The organism is Fervidobacterium riparium (genome assembly GCF_025370035.1).
Lineage (GTDB): Bacteria > Thermotogota > Thermotogae > Thermotogales > Fervidobacteriaceae > Fervidobacterium > Fervidobacterium gondwanense.
Genome location: NZ_CP009277.1, coordinates 1331165 through 1352972 on the forward strand (window position 1 = coordinate 1331165; position 21808 = coordinate 1352972).

At 38.9% G+C, this 21808-nt stretch carries 20 protein-coding genes; 19 read left to right on the forward strand and 1 reads right to left on the reverse strand.

All coding sequences use genetic code 11. The features are described 5' to 3' along the window. Positions 1-119: 119 nt before the first annotated feature. The 5 genes from IB67_RS06160 to IB67_RS06180 are packed head-to-tail and all read left to right on the forward strand — an operon-like array spanning position 120 to position 4000. Positions 120-710, forward strand: coding sequence for a uracil-DNA glycosylase (locus tag IB67_RS06160; RefSeq protein WP_072758672.1), 591 nt, complete (start codon positions 120-122; stop codon positions 708-710). 27 nt (positions 711-737) lie between these two features. After that, complete coding sequence (locus IB67_RS06165; RefSeq protein ID WP_339746868.1) at positions 738-1280, forward strand: metal-dependent transcriptional regulator; 543 nt, start codon at positions 738-740, stop codon at positions 1278-1280. Continuing rightward, on the forward strand, positions 1273-2208 hold the full coding sequence (locus IB67_RS06170; protein WP_072758668.1) for an SDR family oxidoreductase: 936 nt from the start codon (positions 1273-1275) through the stop codon (positions 2206-2208). The genes IB67_RS06165 and IB67_RS06170 overlap by 8 nt, the downstream gene beginning before the upstream one ends. After that, entirely contained in the window at positions 2195-3427 is a 1233-nt protein-coding gene (locus IB67_RS06175) for a replication-associated recombination protein A (RefSeq protein WP_372589811.1), read from the forward strand. The genes IB67_RS06170 and IB67_RS06175 overlap by 14 nt, the downstream gene beginning before the upstream one ends. Positions 3428-3442: 15 nt before the next feature. Next, positions 3443-4000, forward strand: a complete 558-nt coding sequence (locus IB67_RS06180) for a macro domain-containing protein (RefSeq protein ID WP_072758665.1) — start codon at positions 3443-3445, stop codon at positions 3998-4000. A gap of 4 nt (positions 4001-4004) precedes the next feature. Here IB67_RS06180 and IB67_RS06185 read toward each other — a convergent pair whose 3' ends face one another. Then, positions 4005-5912: an SUMF1/EgtB/PvdO family nonheme iron enzyme gene (locus IB67_RS06185; RefSeq protein ID WP_339746863.1), complete on the reverse strand. Its 1908-nt coding sequence runs from the start codon at positions 5910-5912 to the stop codon at positions 4005-4007. Positions 5913-6066: 154 nt separating this feature from the next. Here IB67_RS06185 and IB67_RS06190 point away from each other — a divergent pair, with 154 nt between their 5' ends. The 14 genes from IB67_RS06190 to IB67_RS06255 all read left to right on the forward strand — a co-directional run bounded on the left by IB67_RS06190 (position 6067) and on the right by IB67_RS06255 (position 21740). Then, on the forward strand, positions 6067-6540 hold the full coding sequence (locus IB67_RS06190; protein ID WP_072758661.1) for a hypothetical protein: 474 nt from the start codon (positions 6067-6069) through the stop codon (positions 6538-6540). A 4-nt stretch (positions 6541-6544) separates the two neighbouring features. After that, the gene (gene ftsA / locus IB67_RS06195) at positions 6545-7822 is read left to right on the forward strand and encodes a cell division protein FtsA (protein ID WP_072758660.1); all 1278 of its coding nucleotides are present in this window, start codon (positions 6545-6547) and stop codon (positions 7820-7822) included. An 18-nt stretch (positions 7823-7840) separates the two neighbouring features. Continuing rightward, entirely contained in the window at positions 7841-8905 is a 1065-nt protein-coding gene (ftsZ, locus tag IB67_RS06200) for a cell division protein FtsZ (RefSeq protein ID WP_072758658.1), read from the forward strand. 41 nt (positions 8906-8946) lie between these two features. Continuing rightward, a complete protein-coding gene (locus tag IB67_RS06205; protein WP_072758657.1) occupies positions 8947-10644 on the forward strand; it encodes a GspE/PulE family protein in 1698 nt (565 codons plus the stop codon). A 3-nt stretch (positions 10645-10647) separates the two neighbouring features. Beyond that, a complete protein-coding gene (locus IB67_RS06210; RefSeq protein ID WP_072758655.1) occupies positions 10648-11814 on the forward strand; it encodes a hypothetical protein in 1167 nt (388 codons plus the stop codon). 27 nt (positions 11815-11841) lie between these two features. Then, positions 11842-13053 carry an adenosylhomocysteinase gene (locus tag IB67_RS06215; protein WP_072758653.1) on the forward strand — a complete coding sequence of 404 codons (1212 nt, stop codon included), beginning with the start codon at positions 11842-11844 and terminating at the stop codon, positions 13051-13053. A 22-nt stretch (positions 13054-13075) separates the two neighbouring features. Next, positions 13076-14458 (forward strand): Rne/Rng family ribonuclease, encoded by a 1383-nt coding sequence (locus tag IB67_RS06220; protein ID WP_084634352.1) that lies wholly within the window; start codon positions 13076-13078, stop codon positions 14456-14458. Positions 14459-14499: 41 nt separating this feature from the next. Then, positions 14500-16176, forward strand: coding sequence for a nucleoside kinase (locus tag IB67_RS06225; RefSeq protein WP_072758744.1), 1677 nt, complete (start codon positions 14500-14502; stop codon positions 16174-16176). Between the two features lie 30 nt (positions 16177-16206). Further along, positions 16207-16695 carry a metal-dependent transcriptional regulator gene (locus IB67_RS06230; protein WP_072758651.1) on the forward strand — a complete coding sequence of 163 codons (489 nt, stop codon included), beginning with the start codon at positions 16207-16209 and terminating at the stop codon, positions 16693-16695. 34 nt (positions 16696-16729) lie between these two features. After that, positions 16730-16990, forward strand: coding sequence for a DUF4911 domain-containing protein (locus IB67_RS06235; RefSeq protein WP_143145269.1), 261 nt, complete (start codon positions 16730-16732; stop codon positions 16988-16990). A 79-nt stretch (positions 16991-17069) separates the two neighbouring features. Beyond that, positions 17070-17633: a GNAT family N-acetyltransferase gene (locus IB67_RS06240; protein ID WP_072758650.1), complete on the forward strand. Its 564-nt coding sequence runs from the start codon at positions 17070-17072 to the stop codon at positions 17631-17633. A gap of 116 nt (positions 17634-17749) precedes the next feature. Next, positions 17750-18274 (forward strand): cob(I)yrinic acid a,c-diamide adenosyltransferase, encoded by a 525-nt coding sequence (locus IB67_RS06245; protein WP_072758649.1) that lies wholly within the window; start codon positions 17750-17752, stop codon positions 18272-18274. Next, positions 18271-19752 carry a histidine ammonia-lyase gene (gene hutH / locus IB67_RS06250; RefSeq protein WP_178137742.1) on the forward strand — a complete coding sequence of 494 codons (1482 nt, stop codon included), beginning with the start codon at positions 18271-18273 and terminating at the stop codon, positions 19750-19752. Before IB67_RS06245 ends, hutH begins: the two co-directional genes overlap by 4 nt. Next, a complete protein-coding gene (locus IB67_RS06255; RefSeq protein ID WP_072758648.1) occupies positions 19749-21740 on the forward strand; it encodes a methyl-accepting chemotaxis protein in 1992 nt (663 codons plus the stop codon). Before hutH ends, IB67_RS06255 begins: the two co-directional genes overlap by 4 nt. Positions 21741-21808 lie beyond the last annotated feature (68 nt).

Genomic DNA, 21808 nt, shown 5'->3' on the forward strand with positions numbered 1-21808 from the left:
TTTTATTTGTCATGTTTTGTATACTATTTTCAGATAAATGAAAAAAATATTGCATGAAAAGATAGTTTTGTGTTATAATAAAATTGTTAGATTGTGATTAACATGTGGGGGAGAAAGTGGTGAAAAAAGAAGACTTAATGAAGGATATAGAAAATAGGGTACATGAATGTCAAAGCTGTCCTCTCGGTTTTATAAGAACCAATGCCGTACCTGGTGAGGGTAACGTACATTCACCAATCATGTTTGTTGGTGAAGGTCCGGGGGAAGAAGAAGACAACCAAGGAAGACCTTTTGTCGGGCGTGCTGGTCAACTTCTGACTAAGATACTCGAATCGGTTAATATAAGACGTGAAGAAGTATATATAACTAACGTTGTTAAGTGTCGTCCTCCGAACAACAGAGTTCCAACTGCTTTGGAAATACAAGCTTGTTCACACTTCTTAATTGCACAAATCGAGGTTATTAATCCAAGGATGATAATTCCGCTTGGGAGTACCGCTGCAACTTTCTTTCTTGGAAAGGAAGAGTCGATAACGAAGATAAGAGGCAAAGAAATTATGTGGAAAGGCGGGATTATTGTTTTTCCAATGTTCCATCCGAGTTACTTGCTGAGGAATCCGTCGAAAGAAAAGGGAAGTCCAAAGGACCTTACTTGGCAAGATATAAAGAAAGTTAGGAGCTATTATGAAAGTTTCTTAAAGGCAAAATAATAATGGTAATAAAGAGGAGGAATGCACGTGAACAACGAGAATAGAGAAATCAGAGAACTTAGGGAAGGGAAGAGAGAAAAGTTAACGCCAACAGTCATGAGCTATATATCAGCTATTTACACACTGATTGAGAAGGAAGGCGTTGCTCGTGTAAGTGATATTGCTAAGTTAAAGGAAGTCTCTTACGCAAGCGCAACGAATGCAGTTAAGAAGCTTTCTTCACTTGGGCTTGTAGAACACAAAAGATATGGTTTTGCAAAATTAACTCAGAGAGGGCTTAGAATAGCCCAGATGCTGAAATCCGGGGAGTCCAGAATCAAATACTTTTTCATGTACGTTGTGGGGATTCCTCAAAAGAAAGCAGAACAGATAGCGAGCTTGATGGTCTATGACCTTGACGCAGAGACAAGGCGAAAGCTTAGAAAATTTTATTCAATTCTCATAGATTTCACCAAAGATAGATGCGAAGAATTGGAGAAATTCATAAAGGAACACAGAATGAATTCAGAATTGCCAGAAGAAGCTTTCAGGCTCAAAGATAAAATAAAGGAGGATGAAGATTATGAGTAAAGTATTGGTAACTGGCGGTGCCGGTTTCATCGGTTCTCATCTTACAGACAAATTAGTTGAATTGGGACACGATGTTGTTGTTGTTGATAATCTTTCAACGGGTAAGAAGGAAAACGTAAACCCAAGAGCAACGTTTTATGAGATGGATATATACGATACAGACGCCGTGAATAAACTTTTTGAAAAGGAGAAATTTGAGTATGTATTCCATTTAGCCGCACAGGCAAGCGTATCAGTTTCTGTAAAAGAACCTGTCAAAGATGCAAATTGGAATATCATCGGTAGTATAAATCTTATAAAGGCTTCCATTGAAAACAACGTTAGTAAATTTATCTTCTCTTCCACTGGCGGAGCAATCTACGGCGAGGATGTCAAAGTATTTCCAACTCCAGAAAGTGTATTTCCACAGCCAATGTCTCCGTATGGAATAGCAAAGTTCAGTGTTGAAAATTACTTAAGGTTCTTCTCCAAGGAATTTGGTTTGAAATACACTGTACTTAGATATGGAAACGTCTACGGTCCAAGGCAGGATCCATATGGCGAGGCCGGTGTCGTTGCCATATTTACTTCTCGAATGCTTAAGGGAGAAGATTGCACAATCTTTGGTGATGGCGAATACGTGAGAGATTATGTGTTTGTTGAAGACGTTGTCGATGCAAATATCAAGGCGATGGAAAAGGGCGACGGACTTGTTATAAATATAGGAACTGCGACCGGTACGACAACAAATGAATTGTTCAAGATTTTGAAAAAATTGACTGGTTACAAGAAAGATCCGATTTATGGACCACACAGGAAAGGCGATATCAGAAAGAGTCTACTGTGTTACAACAGAGCTTGGATTGAATTGAAATGGGAGCCGAAATACACTTTAGAAGAGGGGTTGAGGAAAACTGTCGAATGGTTTAAGCGAAATACTCAGGCCTAAATCTTTTGAAGATTTTGTTGGGCAAGAGCACCTTCTCGCAAAAGGTGCTCTTTTACGTATGTCAATAGAACAAGGACAGTTGTTTTCCGCTATACTTGCTGGTCCGCCTGGTACTGGTAAGACTTCTGTACTTCATCTGATTAAAAGATACACCGATTACGAAGTTGTTCAATTAAACGCAGCTTTCACTTCTGTTGACGAAATAAAGAAGTGGGAAAACTATGCTTACAACCTCAGAGGTATCAAGAAATTGCTTATCTTCATCGACGAAATCCACAGATTCAATAAGAAGCAACAAGATGTTTTCTTACCTGGTGTCGAAACAGGTGTTTATGTGCTTTACGGTACTACGACAGAAAATCCAGAACATGTTATAAATCCCGCTCTGCTTTCAAGATGCCGTATTCTGAGGTTCAAGAAACTACACGAAAATGAGTTGAGAAAAATTCTTCAAAAGGCCATAGAACACGTTAAAATAGATGTTTCTAAGGCTGGTGAGTCTTATTTAATTTCATCTTCAAACGGCGATGGACGTTTTCTTATAAATTCATATGAAATTCTCTCAAACATGGCTAAGACTATTGGAAAAAGCATTATCGACGACGAGATTCTATCAACTTATGTGGGCGAAGAACTTACAAAATACACGGATTCTGAGCACTATAATCTTGCATCAGCGTTTATCAAAAGCATTAGGGGCAGTGACCCAGATGCTGCTCTTTATTACATGGCGAGGATGTTGGAAGGCGGGGAAGACCCAAGATTTATCGCACGGCGTTTGGTTATTCTCGCGAGTGAAGACATCGGTCTGGCGGATCCATTTGCTTTGGTTTTGGCAACAGCAACGATGCAGGCAGTTGAGATGGTGGGGTTACCAGAATGCGCTATAAATCTTTCTGAGTGCGTTATCTACTTATCTCTCGCACCAAAAAGTAATTCAAGCTACGAAGCTGTTTCAAAAGCGATGGAAATTGCTAGAGAAACAAAGAACGTACCTGTTCCAAGGCATTTGCTAAATATCGAAGGAAGTGGATACAAGTATCCGCACAGTTACGGTGGATTCGTTAAACAAGATTACCTTCCGAAGAAAATCAAAGATGGAATATATGTCCCGAAGAACATTGCCAAAGAGGCAAAATTGGCTGAGATTTACAAAAAATTATGGAAAGAGAGATTTGCCACCAAGGATATTGAAGAGGGGAAAGTCAAGAAAGAATAAGAAAGGGGAGATTAAATGGATTTATCAAACAGCATCAGGTTGGGAAACGTTGAAATATATTTTCTCGTAGCCGATATCACAAAACTTGAAGTCGATGCGATAGTAAATGCGGCGAATTCTCACCTGAAGCACGGCGGTGGAGTAGCAGGTGCGATATCAAGAGCTGGTGGACCGGAAATTCAAAAAGAAAGTGACGAATACGTAAGAAAATACGGTCCTGTTGAACCTGGGGGCGTTGCTGTAACAAGTGCCGGAAAGATGAAAGCAAAATATATTATTCACACAGTAGGACCGATCGGTGATAAGGAAGGAAATGATGAGATAATTAAAAAAGCTTTCGAGAATATATTCTCGAAAGTTGATGAATTCAAAATTGAATCAATTGCTATACCCTTCATAGGAACTGGAATATTCGGATATCCTGTCGAAAAATTCGTAAGAGTCTGCGTGAATGAAACATGTAAGTTATTTGCTAATTACAGTGGTTCAATACGAAAAGTATTTTTCTGCGATATCGATAGTCACAAAGTAACCTTGTTACAAAGTGAATTTCAAAAAACTACTTTAAATTGATAAGTCAAAAATTCCAAATTCCAAGCTTAAGTTTCAATTCCAAAATCTTTCCGTTTCTATCAACACTAACTGAAATGATATCTCCCATCTTTTTACCGGAAATTATTTTTAAAACATCATCTGCATTCTTCACGTTCTTTTTCTCAACACTCACTATAACATCGCCGACCTTGATACCTGCAGCATACGCAGGTGAATCGATTTCAACATACGCAACATACAATCCGTCCGATTTAACATTGTAGTTCTTTTTTACAGTCTCATTCACAACGAACCAAGTGATCCCAAACATTTTGTTATTTAACGGCTGTGAAAACACCTTGTCAATGTTCTCTGCATCTATCACAACGCGGAATGTGATATCGTTTCTTGCCTCACTTGGCGAAACAACTATCCTGTCGGTTATTCTATCAGATAGCACACCGCCTCTTGCAACAACATACTGCCCGGATAGGTTGACCGGGTTTTCGCTTGACAGTCTTTTATAAGCATCTTTATCGTAGTAGTCCCTACAAAACTCCAGTGGAAGGCCGTACATGTTAACCACACCATACGGTGAAATATCTGAATTTGAAAATTCGTTTACGCTGTAGTCTTTTTTTCCGTCGTTATACTTCTCGGGTTTTGAGTTACCGCTCGGATATCTTCTACCATCTATTCCTCTTGCTGCTTTTTCCCATTGGGCTTCCGTAGGAAGCTGATAGCCAGCCCATTCACAAAAAGCTTTTGCAGATAAATAGTTTATTCCGGTTATTGGAAAATTATACGCCGAGCTCATTGAAGTAAAACCAGCTCTCATCTTCGAACCGAGAAAATCAATTTCAACGGGGGTAATATACCTCCCAACCAAAACGGAAGTTGTAACGTTTTGAGCTGCTCTTAAAAAGTTCAAATATTGCTTTATTGTGATAGGATACTTGGAAATATAGAATGATGAAACGTAAACGTCTTTCTCGGGTAATTCATCATCGTCTACTTTACCCCATGAACTCTTTGCCCCCATTTTGAAACTACCGCCTGGCACCAGTACGAAGACTATTCCCGTTCTTGGATCAAGTATCTCTTTCGGATATATATTGAGTTTTCTAACTTCCTTCCCATCAACTTTTATTGGACTGTCTACCACCAATGTTGCTATGCCGTTTCTATCGTAAAAAGTGTTTCTTAAGTCAGTCGCATCAGGCCTTTTTGTTTCTTTGTAAGTCGTAAAGATAACGTCATTTATGTCGACGACTTCTTTACCCCAATAACCTGACACTTCATATTTTCCTTCGGAAATCACTTTTATATTGCCGAAGATTTTTCTGTTATTCCTAAGGACAACCATATCGTAACCTTTTACCTTGCTGTAAGGCATGTATAGATCTTCTATTAAGTTTTCTAAAATATAGTAAGTATGACCCGATGCATCTGTCAAAATTATGTAATTTTCATCCCCGGCAAGCTGAGTTCCAATAAAGACATCACCAGTAAGTAATATGCACACATAGTTCTCATTTGTGCTCAACTCCATTCGGAATAATCCAGTTCCACCGAAACTCTGGAACTGAATTTTCTCAAAACCAATGTAATCAACACCTTGCGAGAGATTTAGCTTAATCTTTCCAAACCATGTAATAACTGTTGCGTCGGTTGTAGAAATTTCCGTAGCATATCCTTTATATATTTTCCCATTTACAGAAAGCTCATATCCACTAAAGGGTTTAGCTGATGGATTAAACACGATGGAGCTAACACTTTCGATTGGAACCAGCACTTTTCCAATGTCAGCTTCGACAATGAGATGTGATCCTTCAGTGCCCAGAAGGTTACCAGTTAAAACCCTGCCATCTTTGTATAGTACATCAGCAGGGAATGCAAGGACACTCAGAATTACTAACAAGCTTAGTATTGTCTTCGAAAAAATCTTCACTTATATCACCTCCAATTAGTGATCAATTTCAGATGCCATATTTAAATTATACCAAAATTTCAAAAATAGTTGTTCACTATATCCTTATTTGTATGGTAAAATATTTTTGAATTATCATCAAAGTATGATTATGTTAATTCGGGAGTACGGAATAATGAAAAATAGGTACATGGTAGTATTATTAATCTTCCTCTCGTTCTTTTTTATATCTGCCTACATTTTACATTCAGAATCTTCAAGCACTCAGACTTATGAGAATACTTACTGGTTTTCAATATTTTACAATGATAGATTCTGGAAAGTAAACACTCTTGGAAAGATATATGACCTTTATGAAGATAAAGAGACAGAGTTTGTGCCGATACTTACTGGTTTATCGGTAAATGAGTCTTTAGGAATTGTGGAAGGAGCAGCTCTAAGATACGTACCTTCCAAAATAAAGGAAGGGATATTTGAGATAAATTTGGCGGAGAAATATATCACGACGTATAATTCAGCTATTGTGTATGTTACAGATATTACCGACATACCAGTTTGCATAAATGCTCTTTCGTTGACTTGGAGATATTTAGACTCAAATGTAAGTTATTTGTTCAAAAATGGAAAGATTTATAAGATAAAGGGGTGAGAGTATGCCAAAGACTCACGAGTTAGTTTCTCTTGACATAGGTAGTGATAGCATAAAGGGGATCGTTGTTGATTTCAGTGAGGGGTATGGAAATGTCATTGCATTTTCTAACGTTAAAACACGTGGTATTGAAAATGGAGAGATTAAAGATGTAGTCGCACTAAATGAATCTATGACACAGATTATCCAAGACTTGGAAGAGCAAGTTGGTAGAGACTTGAGGGGAGATGTTTTGGTTTCTTCAAGTTGTGGAGATTTCACGCTGACAGAGATCACTGAAGAACTTCTTTTAACGGAAAAAGAAGATAGTTATGTCACGGAAGAACACGTAGCAAAATTAACCGATAACTTGCTCGCTGATCTCTTTCCAACGAACGAGAAGAATTCTCTTCATTTGTTTGTGAAGAGGTACATACTCGATGACACAAAAATAGTTGTCAATCCGGTGGGAATGAAGGCTAAAAAGATTGACGCAATTTATACTGTTGTTATGGGCTCTGAAAGGTACAGAAATGTTGTTGAATATGCCACGAAGGATATAACGGGGGAGGCTGAGTACTACATATCTTTCGTATCAAATGCTGAAGCAGTATTGTCAAGTGTTGAAAAGGATAGAGGTGTAATGCATGTTGATCTTGGATACAATACAACGACTATAACTTTGTACTATGCAAATACACCTTTTGAATTACAGAGGATCGACATTGCGATGAAGAATGTTCTGAAGGACATAGCTGTTGTTTTAAAAACATCTGTTCAAGAAGCCGAAAGACTTTTAAGAACTTACGGCGTAGCAGTGTATATGGATGTTGAGCCAACACCTATAGAGTATAGAGGACTCGATGGCAGGACAATTCAGAAGACAGATAAAGAATTTCTATCCAGAATCATATATGCAAGGCTCAGAGAAATTTTCATGCGTGTCAAAAAACTCTACAAAGATTACACGGTGAAATATCCAGAATTTGGAAGTGTCGGTATACCTGGTGGTATAGTCCTAACAGGTGGTGGTGCTATGCTGCAACGCGTAGAGACTCTTGCAAGCGAGATTTTCAAGTGTCCCGTGAGAATAGGAACAATCTCAGAGAGTGAGAATTTCAAATGCGAAGGTAATGAAATAAATGTGTTCACACCTCTTTACGCACCAACTTTCGGAAACATAATTGTTTATCAAAAAGAGCAGAATATGTACACCCCTATGATCGGTGAGCGATCTCGAAAAAAACCTTCAGGTGGTTTTTTCAAGAAACTTTCGGAAACGTTCGGAAAGATATTTGGATGAAAATAAGGAGGGAATAATATGCCATTTATGATAGAAAAGGAAAGCAAGCAAAGAGAAATTGACAGACTACCAGGAGTTCCTGTGCTAAAAGTGATAGGTGTTGGCGGTGCAGGTTGCAATGCGATCAACAGAATGGCAGAGATGGGATTGAAGGGAGTTACACTGATCGCTGTAAATACCGACGCGCAAGTCCTCGATGTGAGCAAAGCGGATGTGACTGTGCAGATTGGTGAGAAGTTAACAAAAGGACTTGGTGCTGGTGGAAATCCAAAGGTTGGCGAAGAAGCCGCTTTGGAAGATAGAAAAAAGCTAGAAGAAATACTCCATGGTACTGATATGCTATTCATTACCGCAGGATTTGGAGGAGGTACGGGAACAGGTGCAGCTCCAGTTATAGCTGAAATTGCAAAGAATCTTGGTATACTTACTGTTGCAATCATCACAATGCCTTTCTTTTTCGAAGGAACACCACGCTGGAATGTAGCACTTGAAGGTGTTAAGAAAATAACAGGTAAAGTTGATACACTTATAAAAATCAGCAATAACAAGCTTCTTGAACAGCTGTCTCCATCAACAACAATTGTTGACGCATTTGCTACAGCCGATGAGATACTCCACCAAGGTGTCAGAGGGATATCTGACCTTATCATGAAGCGTGGTTACATAAACCTTGACTTTGCCGATGTTGAATCTGTAATGAGGAATGCAGGAAACGCTATGCTTGGAATCGGTGTTGGAAAAGGTGAAAAGCGCGTCTTTGACGCAGCACGAAGAGCACTTGATAGTAAATTCCTCGATTACCCAATAGAAAACGCAAGGTCTATAATACTCAACATCTCTGCTCCACGCAACGCAACATTACAGGAAATGCAGGAGGCGGCGATGATAGTAAAACAAACATGCAGTGAAGATGCTGACATGAAATTTGGAATGGTTATCGACGACGAACTTTCAGATGACGAAATGAGAGTAACCGTTATTGCAACTCGATTCGATGTTGAAGAGAAATTTGGAAAATCAGAGGAAGATATCCCGGCAATTTATAAATTCGGACTTGAATACAAAGGAAGAGGTAACGAATAAATTAGTGTGAAGATTGTTTTGGTGCCAACGGGGGGATAGATCTGGAGAAGAAGATTAAGAAACTTGGTGACGTTTTGTTAGAGAAAGGTATTGTAAAACCATCAGAATTAGAAAATGCATTGAACTTACAAAAAGAACTTCGCAAACCGCTTGGCGAAGTTCTCATACAAATGGGTTACTGCACATGGGACGATATAGTCAAAGCTCTTGCAGAACAGTACGAAATTCAAGCATGTCTTGGTGAAATCAAACCAAATGAGGACTTCCTGAAAAGCTTTCCGAAAGACTTGATGACCGAGCTTAAGGTAATACCCATAGAAGAGAAGCAAGGTAAAGTACTGCTCGGAATATCTAATGTCTACGATATACCAGTAATCAAGCGCAGAATAAAATTCAGACTTGGAAAAGATGCGGACTTTTGCCTTATGCCCCCAACAGTTTTTGATACATTATATAATGGGATTTTACATGGGATGTCTTCAGGTGTTATAGCTGAGGAATTAGGTGAAATCATAACCCAGCAGGAAGCCCTACAACAGGAACAAGCTGAGGAAAAGGAAGCCACCGAACAGGAAGAAACACCAATTGTGAAGTTGGTTTCAAATATAGTCAACCATGCAATTGAGCTCGATGCAAGCGATATACATATAGAACCGCAAAGAAGGAACGTAGTCGTTCGATACCGCGTTGACGGTGTCCTAAGAAAAATTACTGAGTATCCGAGAAACATGCATGCAGCAGTTGTATCAAGGATTAAAATCTTATCCGGTCTCGATATTGTTGAAAAAAGGCTTCCTCAAGATGGGAAATTTTTTGTAAAAAAAGATGAAGAGCAATACGATCTGCGGGTCTCAACGATGCCATCAGTTCATGGAGAAAAGGTAGTCATGAGAATTTTGAAGGTCTCGTCTTCCAAGAAAAAATTGGAAGACCTTGGATATTCTCCATACAACTTTGAAAGAATCCAAAGGTTGATTGAACATCCTTATGGAATAATATTAGTCACCGGACCAACAGGAAGTGGTAAATCCACAACATTGGTTGCAATTATAAATTCGCTTAACTCGGAAGATGTGAATATCGTTACCGCAGAAGATCCTGTCGAATACACCGTTGATGGTATAACACAATGTCAAGTGAATGCTGAAATAGGTCTGACCTTTGCTAAGTATCTGAGAGCATTTCTTAGGCAGGACCCAGATATAATAATGGTTGGAGAGATAAGGGATAAGGAAACTGCCCAGTTGGCTGTAGAAGCTTCATTAACGGGTCACTTGGTACTTTCAACACTGCACACAAACACAGCTGCTGGTGCCATTGATAGGTTGGTGAATATGGGTATCGAACCGTCGTTGATTTCAGCGTCGTTGATTGGAGTCATGGGTCAGAGATTGGTTCGAAGAGTGTGCAGTAAGTGTAAAGTTCAGAGAGAACTGCCTGAAAAATATAGAGAAATCGCTGCAAAGCTATTCCCTGATCTCCCACCAATTCAATTTGTAGGTGAAGGCTGCCAATCATGTAATAACACTGGATACAAGGGACGTACAGCTGTCGCAGAAGTTCTTATAGTGAACGACGAAATCCGAAGATTCATTCAGAAAGAAGCATCTACTATGGAACTGGACGCTGCTGCTAGACGAGGCGGCATGCTTAGCATGTTCCAAGATGGTCTATACAAGGTTCTCAGCGGTGAAACAACTATTCAAGAAGTGCTCTCCATGATTGGTGAGGAGGAATAAGCATTGACTTTCGATCCAAGAAAGTATAGAGAGGAAAAAGAAAAAGAGATAAGCCAGACATACGGAAATATGAGGAAGAGAAGTTTCAAGTTTCTCTTCCTCAATATATTTATAGTACTTATGGTATTCGTTTTCCTGTTTTTTGTACGCAACATTTCCCCAAGACTTTATTCGAACATAGCTGATTCTTTACAGTTGACGATTGAATTAAACAAACTGGAATACAGCGCACCCGAGAAAGTGGGTGCAAGAGTATACGTTGTCAATACTAAGAGAACAGACAAAAATTTTGTAGTTAGCGAATTTTATTTCCAACTTTCAAATGATAAGAGAACAATCTATGATTTTAATTACCAGAGCGCAGTGGAAGGAGTAGCACCTGCACTTGGCAAGCGTTTACTTTTCAACCTCGAAGACCAAGTTTCCGTATCAAACTTGGAGAATGGAACATACTATGTATACGCAAGATGCAAGATAAACGGTAAGCCAGTTGAAATAAAGCGCTCTTTCAACTACACCGAAGAAATTTTCTACGGAATTTTAACTCAGCAGTTCTATCTTGTTGGAGAAGAAATTCAACCTTCACTGATAATTGTAAACAGAACAGCTAAAACCCAGGAATTGAAATTGGAAAGAATCGTTTGGACTTATAAAGATGACAAAATGACGCAGAACCTGAGCGAGATGGTAAGAATACATCCTGGCCAGTTCGCAACGTTTCAATTCGAGAGAAGATTTAAAGTACTGGACTTGGGAAATGCAGAGTTGTCTGCCCAAGTTTATTTTGATGACGGTAGTATAAAGGAGGTAAAGATACTTGTCCCAACAGTTAAGGATTATGAAAGAAATCCAAAGGATTTGGACTTCAGCATAGAAACCTTAGAATCTGTAGTAATCAATAAATCTGCTGATATTCAAGTCTTTCTGATAAACAAAATAAACAGAGAACGCTTTATCAAATATGATAGTGTACAGTTCAGTATCCCCGAGATTGGTTACAATTTTGAGCTTAGAAATCGGCGTTTGTACGCTTTTCCTTTTGGGAAGACTTTAATTGGAAAGTTGGAAAGACTTTCTTTTACAAAACCGGGTGTTTATAATCTGATAATTACTTTCAAAGCTGAAAACGCAAAGCTCGAAAAGAAGATAGCAGTCGCTGTTGGCAAGTAAATCTATAAACAGTGTGGAGGGATAAACGTGAGTGATTTAAAACATTCAGGTCATCAGAAAATTGAATGGGTTTCTAAGCATATGAAATTGCTCAATCATATCCAGAGCATGGGAAATACATTGACGGGTTTGAAAATAGGAATGTCTATTCACTTAGAAGCAAAAACTGCATATCTGGCAATAACTTTGAAAAAGCTCGGTGCTGATGTTATAGTCACCGGATGTAATCCACTTTCCACTCAAGACGATGTGGCAGAGGCTCTCAAAGACTTTGGAATATCAGTTCACGCAAAAAGAACAGAAAGCGAGAAGGAATATTTCTCTTTTTTGCACAAAATACTCGATTACAAGCCGGACCTAATACTTGATGACGGTGCAGACCTGACAGTTTTAGCTCACACAGAAAGAACTGAGGTACTTGAAAGATTGAAAGGAGTATCAGAGGAAACGACAACAGGTGTGAGAAGGTTGAAAAACCTCGAGAAAAATGGTAAATTAAGAATCCCTGTTATCGCAGTAAACAATGCAAAGATGAAATTCATGTTCGATAATAGGTATGGGACTGGTCAATCAACGTTAGATTCTATAATGAGAAACACAAACTTGCTAATCGCCGGTAAAAACGTACTTGTAGCTGGTTACGGCTGGTGTGGGCGTGGCATTGCGATGCGCGCACATGGACTCGGTGCAAAAGTGATGGTTAGTGAGGTTGATCCAATTAAAGCTGTGGAAGCTATCATGGACGGGTTTGAAGTTGGAAGGATAGAAAACCTCGCACCAAAAGCTGACTTTATTATAACCGCTACCGGTGTATGCAACATTCTAAATGCTGATGTTATAAGAAATCTTAAAGACGGAGTTGTTCTTGCCAATGCGGGACATTTCAACGTCGAGATTCCAATGGAAATCATCGAAAGGATTGCTGAAGAAAAGTATGAAATAAGGAAGAATGTGACATGCTATAAAATAGATGGAAAAGATATCTTTGTTATTGGACAAGGTAGGTTGGTAAATTTAGCAGCTGCAGACGGGCATCCTGTGGAGATTATGGATATTTCGTTTGCCCTGCAGGCGCTTTCGTTGATATATCTTTCAAGGAATTTCGAGAGATTAGAAAACAGAGTCTACGAATATCCTGAAGAACTTGACAAAAAGGTAGCTCAGCTAAAACTCGAGTCCATGGGTATTGGAATCGACACCTTAACACACGAGCAAGACGAGTACTTAAATAAGTTTTAAGGCGTGAATAGAGGTGTAAGTTGTGCTTTTATTACTTAACAAGAAAAATGATACGCTGCAAGCAGCGCTTTTGGAAAACGGAAGGCTAACCGAAATATACTTCCCAGACGAAGATGAAAGCGTGGCTGGGAATATATTTGTTGGGAAAATCGAAAAATTTGTACCTGCGCTTGAAGCTGCTTTTGTAAAATTGACCAACGATGAAAACGGTTTCTTGAGAATAAAGGATATAAGGGATGAGTATCTAAACTTTTTTGGTTTAAAGAAATTGCAAGAAGGTCAAAAAGTTTTGGTTCAAGTAAAGAAAGAGAGTGGTACAAAAAAGGGACCACAGGTAACAACTAACATAGGATTACCTGGACGGTATGTCGTATTGATGCCGTTTTCTCACAGTGTAGGTATTTCGAGAAAAATACACCAAGAGGAAGACAGAGTAAGACTTAAAAAGCTCGGACATGAGATAAGAGATAAATTCGAATGTGGAGTGATCCTGAGGACTGCATCAAGCGAAGTTTCAGAAGAATATATTTGGGGCGAGGTTGAGATTCTCTATTCTACATGGCTTAAAATCGTTGATGATTTTAAACGCTCTAAAAAGGTAAAATTGTTGTACAAGGACTTAGATACGGACTCTTTCGTGTTTAGAGAGTTTCTAAAGGCTGGGGTTGAAGAAGTTATCGCTAACAGCGCAGAGTTAAGAGAGCTTGTCAGAAGCTATTCAAAGAACATTCGAGTAAAAGTAGTAGAAACTGATGTGTTTGAAGAATATGGAGTTAACAAAGAACTGAAGAGAGTTCTTAACAGGTCGATACCTCTTCCATCAGGTGGTGAAATTGTTGTTGACAAAACTGAAGCGATGGTCGTTATTGATGTGAACTCTGGACATTACACAAGTACTGATGACCATGAACAACTGTCAGAAATAACAAATTTGGAGGCCGTAAAAGAAATAGCTCGGATCCTTAGATTGAGAAATCTTGGAGGAATGATAATAGTTGATTTTATAGACATGAAAACTGAAGCCAGTAAGAACAAAATATTGCAAGCAATGAAGGCAGAAGTTATGAAAGACAGAAACAGGGTAGAAATTTATGGATTTACGCAACTTGGTTTACTGGAGATGACAAGAAAGAGAACGACAAAGTCTTTAGACGAAAGATTTACAGTATCTTGTCCTGTTTGTAGCGGAAGTGGACGGGTGATTAACCCGCAATTCGTTATAGAAAAACTTATGTACGAGCTGACGCACAAACCCGCGGATGTCTCGCAAGCAATTATAAAACTGCATCCATACTTTAAGGAACTTATAAACAAGGAAGAGTTGAGACAGATTTCAAAATTAAACGTTCATCTTCATTTTATGTATCATGACCCGAACAGTTATGAATTATCTTGGAAAAAGTAAGACTGTGAAATTGAGCAGATAGGGAGGGCGTTGTTGTGAAAATGGTAGAGAAGATAAAACTGTACATTGATGGAAAAGTTTATGAGATACCTCAAGGAGGAACTTTGGAGGAGATAGCAGACGAATATGGAAAGGAACATAATAAGATAATTTTAGGTGCAAGGATCAACAACACGATAGTTGAATTATTTAGACCCATAAACAGATCCGGAGAAGTGACTTTCATAACCTTAGATAGTCAGGATGGAATGAGGATCTATCAGAGGGGGTTACTATTCATACTTCACGCATCCGTAAGAAAAGTATTTAGAGATTATACACTGAAAGTTCTCCACACTATTGGTCACGGTATATATTGCGAAATACGTGACAATAATACGCCAGTTAACCTATCTGAAGATGACATCAAGGCCATTAGAGACGAAATGTACCAATGGGTTAAAGGAGATTACAGATTCAAGAAAAACGAACTACAAAAGAGTCAGGCTATGACACTTTTTGATGCCGCAGGAATGGAAGACAAAGTTAAGCTATTAAAGTACAGAAAGAAAAAAACTGTTAAGGTTTACGAAGCAGATGGCCACTTTGATTATTTTTACGGATACATGCCACCGTCCACTGGATATTTGAAATGGTTTGAAATAGTAAAGTACGATCAAGGTTTTGTTCTGCTCTTGCCAAGAGTGGAAAACGAAAAAGTAATTGTTCCAGAATTCAAGCCGCTTCCGAAACTTTCTAACGTGTTCTTAGAGTACTCAAGATGGCTCGAGATAATGGAAATCAACAGTGTTGGGGACCTTAACGAAGTTATTGCAAAAGGCGAACGCGCAGTGACTGACTTGATAATATTGGCGGAAGCGTTGCACGAAAAACGAATAGCAATGATTTCTGAAGAGATCAAAAAACGTGAGAGCGTTAGATTAGTACTGATCGCCGGTCCATCATCCAGTGGTAAAACGACTTTTTCAAAGAGACTCATGGTACAACTCAAGGCAAGCGGTTTTAAGCCAGTTACGATATCGTTGGATGATTACTTCGTCGATAGGGAACGAACTCCAAGGGACGAAAACGGAAATTACGATTTTGAAGCTCTCGAAGCTCTTGATGTTGAACTTTTCAACAAGAATCTGGTTGACTTGTTCAACGGAAAAGAAGTTGAAATTCCGAAATTCAATTTTGTGCTTGGCAAAAGGGAATCATCAGGTACAAAGATGAAGATTGAAAAAGATCAAATCATAATAGTGGAAGGTATTCACGGACTTAATCCAAAACTCACCGAGCTTGTGCCAGAGGAATTGAAATTTAAGATATACGCCAGTGCACTCGCCCAACTCAATTTAGATAACGTAAACAGACTACACACAACTGACGTAAGGTTAATAAGAAGAATGGTAAGGGACAGTAAATTCCGAGGGCACGATGCACTTGCCACTCTCAGGATGTGGGATAGTGTCCGAAGGGGTGAAGAGAGAAACATATTCCCGTATCAAGAGAATGCTGATGCTATGTTCAACAGTGCTCTTGTGTATGAACTTGCAGTTTTGAAGATATTTGCCGAGCCACTGCTTGCTGTTGTGCCTGATGACGCCCCAGAATCAACAGAGGCTAACAGACTGCTCAAGATATTGGACTATTTCTTACCAATTACAAATATAGAAGACATACCAAGAACATCTATTATAAGAGAGTTCATAGGAAGAAGCGCGTTTAGATATTAATCAAAAGTTCTCATATAAGAGGTGAAAAGCATGGAGAAACTTGGAGCAACAGAACGTAAGTACCTTTTGGCTGTATATTTAACACTTAATCAGATGGGCTGGACAAGGCTCAAAAAAGTCTCAACATTTCTGAAAGTTAAAATGCCATCCGCCAAACAATTCTTGGAAAGACTATCGGACCTTGGATTAGTTTACTACGAAACGCGAGGCGGTATTTCGTTGACTCCGGAAGGCAAAAGAATTGCAATCTCGGAAAACGCACACTTCAATGCTGTGAAGATGTTCTTCTGTGAAATTTTACAGCTTGACCAAACGCAGTCTGACGAAGCCGCTTGGAATATTTACTTTAATTTAGATCCGGGAACTGTTTCAAGATTTTCTGATTTTGCAAGGTTCTTAGTTGAAGATGAAGGAAAAGAAGTTGTTGAAAAATTCAAGAGTTTCTTGAAACAGCCACGTAAAATGCTTGCACCTTGTCCACTTAATGTTCAAAATAAGGAAGAGAAAGAGGAAAAATAGATCGTAATAATATTATATTGTGGAGGGGCGAAAAATGAGCACTCAACTCAGAGCCAAGGATGTCTTGGAATACGACATCTTAGTGAAGATCAAAAAAGAGGATGTTCACATTCTAAACTATCTTCTTGAAGCCGAGGACAATACAATGAACATTAGAAGTTTTGAAGGTGACTTCTTGAAAGTCATAGCTCCAGCCGATACTGTGATTGATGCTTTGAGACTTCTTGAAAGTGTTAGAAACATTGTTGATTTAGAAGTACTGATGATTAAGCCTAACGAAGGAAGTGCAGATTGAGGTTTTAATATTCAAACCCCAACGTTCACAACGTTGGGGTTCTTTGTAATTATTTGAAGAAAGTGGAGGAGGGAGGAATATGCCTTACACTTCTAATAGCACAAACAAGATAGAATTGCCTACCTACTTTGGAGATTTCTTGATCAGACAGGTAACATCAGATGACATTGAAAAAGCATATGAAATGCGAAAGAATGTGGCGCTTGAAAGTGATACTATACTTTCATCTCCAGAAGAAATAACGATAGATGGAATGAGAAGCTGGATCAACTCATGGCTTCAAGCTGAGAGAAAACTCTTTGTAGTAGTCGAAGATGTGAAAAACTCTAACATTATTGTTGGACAACTTTGGGTGTGGTTTCTGGATACTAAGAAGAAAACATCGCACATTGCAGAATTTGGCTTAGAGATATTGAATAATTACCGAGGACAAGGAATTGGCACAAAGCTAACCGAGCTAGCTATTGCATGGGCGATAAGCAAAGGTGCAAAAAGAATAGAAGCAGAGACTTTAGAGAAAAACATACCTATGAGGAGGATATTTGATAAGTTTGGATTTGAACAGGAAGGAATAAAGAAGTCATACCTTAACGTTAATGGTTCTTACGAAAATGCTGTTATGTATTCACTAATAATAGATTGATGGTGTTAGTTAAGGACCTAAACATTGTGTTTTTTATTATTTTCGAACGTTGAGAAGAATATAATTGTAAGATAAAATTTCATTGAGAATGGATAATTCAATCGGAGGTGAAATTTATGTCAATTACAACAAAAACAGGTGATGCAGGGGAAACGAGCCTTGCAAATGGTGAACGTATATCAAAGGCAAATTTAAGAGTAGAGACATATGGAACCGTTGACGAACTCAATTCCTTTTTAGGACTTTCTAAGCATTTTCTACCCGATTATGAAAGAGAAATTGTTGAAGAAATACAAAAAAACCTTTTTAGAGTAGCTGCCGAATTGGCAAAGGGTGAGCAATACATAAGATTGATCTCAGAGGAAGATATAGAAGTACTAACAAAACACGTTCACTCTTATGAAGAACACGTAAAGTTGGATTCATTTGTCATACCTGGAGAGACAATACCGAGTGCCTATCTTGACGTTTGTCGTACTGTTGCTAGGCGTGCGGAAAGGCTTGTCGTAAGGCTTTCTAACGAGGAACCCGTGCGTGTAGAACTGATAAAATACCTGAACAGACTTTCTGATTTGCTTTACATAATGGCAAGGTTTGTTGAAGGAAAACACTTGACAAAGATAAGGGGCAGCGAAATATGAACAAGCGAATTGTTGTAATAGATGGTGAACATTTGACAATTGAAGACGTGCATCTTGTCAGTCGCAGGTATGCCAAAGTATCCATTTCGCCAGTTGCATATGAAAAAATGGAGAAAAGTAGGAGAGCTATTGATAATGTTATTAATGAGAACAAACCGGTTTATGGTGTTAATACTGGTTTCGGTGCATTGGCAAATGTACGAATCACCAGAGAAAAATTAAAAGATTTACAGAAAAATATAATACTCTCTCATTCTGCGGGAATAGGTAATTACCTTCCTGAGGATATAGTGAGGGCTATGATGCTCATAAGAGCTAACGCTTTAGCAAAAGGTTACAGTGGTATTAGACCCTTAGTTGTGGATAAGCTAATCGAACTTTTGAACAAAGGAATAGCACCCGCCGTGCCAGAAATGGGTTCTGTAGGTGCGAGCGGAGACTTAGCTCCGCTGTCACATATAGCGATGGTATTAATAGGAGAGGGAAAGGTAGTAACAAAGGAAGGAATACGAAGTATAAAGGAATTCGATTTTGCACCAATTGAGCTTGAGGAAAAGGAAGGACTGAGCCTTATAAACGGAACTCAATTCATGGCTGGACATCTTGCCTTAATAATTAGAGACCTTGAAAAGTTTATGAGAATCGCAACGCTCATTGCTGCATCGAGTGTTGATGTTCTTTACGGTACGCCTGCTGCTTTCGATGAGAGAATCCAACTTGCAAGACCACACCCAGGACAGATAAAGATTGCCCAAATGCTTAGAGATTTCTTGGAAGGAAGTGAAATTCGAGAAGCTCACAAAAATTGCTCTAAGGTGCAGGATGCATACACTCTCAGAACAATTCCACAAGTATACGGTGCGGTTTACGATACAATAAATTGGGTTAAGGAGATTGTTGAAAGAGAGATAAACTCAGCAACAGATAATCCATTGGTATTTGGCGATGAGATTATCAGTGGTGGGAATTTCCATGGTGAGCCTCTTGCACTATGCGCAGATTACCTTGCAGTTGCACTTACTTCCATGGGAAACATGATTGAACGGAGAATAGATAGGATTGTTAATCCAAAGGTCAACGAAGGTTTACCACCATTCTTAGCAGGTGGTGAAGAAGGCTTAAATAGTGGTTACATGATATGGCAATATACCGCCGCAGCTTTATGTAATGAAAACAAAGTACTTTCTCATCCGGCAAGCGCCGACACAATACCCACTTCCGCTTATCAAGAAGATCATGTGAGTATGGGGGCAAACGCTGTAAGAAAATTGAGGAGAGTATACGAAAATTTAGTAAGCTTAATATCAATAGAAGCTATGCTTGGAAGCACCGCATTATACTACAGACGTCCTTTGAAAAGTTCTGAACAAATCGAAAAATTTTATGGTATAATTGATGTAAAACCAGGTAATGACAGATTTTTTGGTGATGATTTTGAGCGTGTAAAAAATACAATAGTTAGGGAGGTGCTTTCATGAGTTTACGGACAAAGCTTATATTATCTTTGGTACTTGTAGGTATCTTATCATCTTTTGTAAGTGTGCTTGTTTCTGTTTTAGTCTCAACCTCTGTTGTTAGAGATGCAGCTGGACAAATTCAGTCTTTGGTTCTATCATCTGTGAAAAAAGATATAGAGGTACATTATTTAAACGATATAATCAAACCACTCGCAGATTACTCGTTTAGTGGTGCAATATCACCTTACATGACAAACGTGAGTGATGAACTTGGGCTCAGTCAGCTTGGTTGGGGAGTACGGAATGCTTACAGTGCACTAAACCAGAAAGGTTACCACGATGTCTTTGTAGTTCTTCCAGATATGAGAGTTGTATCAAAGGATGGTTTGGCAAATGTGAAACTACCATCGGAAATAATTGAAAAAGTATTATCAGGAAAGAAAAAGACAGAAATTTATATGCCATACGAGTACAATGGAAAAAATTATATTATGGTTGCTGCTGCTGTTTATGATTTCGGTGAAAATGTTATCGGGGCGCTCGTTGGATTTTATCCAATTGACGAATTGCAAAAAATGGTAAGTAAAATAAAAATTGGTAAAACAGGATACGTTACTCTAGTTTATGGTACTTTAACAGTGGCACACCCAAAAGCTGAATTTGTTGGAAAGCTCGATTTATCAGAAGAAGAAGGAACAAAGATACTTGCTCAAGAAATCACATCCAAAACAAAAGGTACAATAGTGTACACATTTAATGGGAAAAAATTCGCAGCATTTGAAAGAATTGGAAATTACAATTTAACCGCTATAGGTATAATTCCATTTTCGGAAATTACAGAGGCAGCTTATGAAATAATTATGTCTGGTGTTTTCGCTGGTATAATAATCGCACTTGGCGCAGCTTTAATTGCTATATTCCTTACAGACACAATAACTAAACGTATAAATCACGTCGTTGAAATCGCTCAAAAAGTTGCTGAAAATGACCTAACAGCAACTGTTGACGAGGCCAAGCTTGGTAAAGATGAAATCGCCAAATTAGGTCATGCGTTTAAATTGCTTATAGAAAGTTTCAAACAAACAGTAGGCGAAGTTATGAAATTGAGTGCACAAGTTTCTTCAGTTTCATTCATGTTGGACGACCTTGCGAGCAACTCAGCACAAGCAGCGATGACTTCGAAAGAAACAGTTCAAAAGACAACATTAGAAGTACAAGATATAGCGGCAGCAACACAGGAAGCAAACAGCGGAATGGAAGAGATAGCGGCAGGTGCACAGAATATCGCAAAGTACTCGGAAAAGCTTTCTCACAGCGCAGAAGTGATGAAAGAGAATGTGAGTACGGTGTCAGAAAGAATGGTTGAAGTAGAGGTATCTGTAAGCGAGATAAGGAATGGAATGGGAGAATCGTTGACAGCGATAGTAGAGCTGACGAAGTTCTCGAACCAGATAGGAGAGATAGTGGATACGATTTCGAGTATAGCCGAACAGACGAACTTGCTTGCACTGAACGCAGCTATAGAAGCAGCGAGGGCAGGAGAAGCTGGTAGAGGTTTTGCCGTGGTTGCAGATGAAATCAGAAAGCTTGCAGAAGAGAGCAGACAAGCAACTAAGAAGATAGCAGAGATACTCGGCAAGATAGGAGAGCAGGCAAGGAAAGTAGAAAAGGTCACAACTGGTGTGAGTCAAAAAGTTGATGGGTACGTTACGACGGTAAAAGAAGCAGGAGAAAGCTTGAAGTTATTGATTTCGAAGATAGACGAAGTATCAAAGATGACAACAGACCTTGCAGCAACAGCAGAAGAACAGAGTGGGGCAACGGAAGAAGTAAGTGCAGCAATGGATAAGATAACAAAGAACATACAGGAAGTTGAGCATGATGTTGAAGAGATGGCAGCACAGATTGCGAACCAAGCAGAGCAGGTGAACGAGGTTAAGAATTATTCAGATGAACTCTCAAGCGCAGTGAGTCAACTTAACGATTTTGTGAAGAGATTTAATATCTGACAATCAAATCAAAAAAAATACAAACCCCCGACATTTTTTGTCGGGGGTTATTATTTGTTAATACGTCA

Bases quoted from the DNA above. Each gene is read 5' to 3' on its own strand.
- IB67_RS06170 (WP_072758668.1), top strand. From the start codon at position 1,273: ATGAGTAAAGTATTGGTAACTGGCGGTGCCGGTTTCATCGGTTCTCAT.
- IB67_RS06180 (WP_072758665.1), top strand. From the start codon at position 3,443: ATGGATTTATCAAACAGCATCAGGTTGGGAAACGTTGAAATATATTTT.
- IB67_RS06190 (WP_072758661.1), top strand. From the start codon at position 6,067: ATGAAAAATAGGTACATGGTAGTATTATTAATCTTCCTCTCGTTCTTT.
- ftsA (WP_072758660.1), top strand. From the start codon at position 6,545: ATGCCAAAGACTCACGAGTTAGTTTCTCTTGACATAGGTAGTGATAGC.
- ftsZ (WP_072758658.1), top strand. From the start codon at position 7,841: ATGCCATTTATGATAGAAAAGGAAAGCAAGCAAAGAGAAATTGACAGA.
- IB67_RS06225 (WP_072758744.1), top strand. From the start codon at position 14,500: ATGGTAGAGAAGATAAAACTGTACATTGATGGAAAAGTTTATGAGATA.
- IB67_RS06230 (WP_072758651.1), top strand. From the start codon at position 16,207: ATGGAGAAACTTGGAGCAACAGAACGTAAGTACCTTTTGGCTGTATAT.
- IB67_RS06235 (WP_143145269.1), top strand. From the start codon at position 16,730: ATGAGCACTCAACTCAGAGCCAAGGATGTCTTGGAATACGACATCTTA.
- IB67_RS06240 (WP_072758650.1), top strand. From the start codon at position 17,070: ATGCCTTACACTTCTAATAGCACAAACAAGATAGAATTGCCTACCTAC.
- IB67_RS06245 (WP_072758649.1), top strand. From the start codon at position 17,750: ATGTCAATTACAACAAAAACAGGTGATGCAGGGGAAACGAGCCTTGCA.
- hutH (WP_178137742.1), top strand. From the start codon at position 18,271: ATGAACAAGCGAATTGTTGTAATAGATGGTGAACATTTGACAATTGAA.
- IB67_RS06255 (WP_072758648.1), top strand. From the start codon at position 19,749: ATGAGTTTACGGACAAAGCTTATATTATCTTTGGTACTTGTAGGTATC.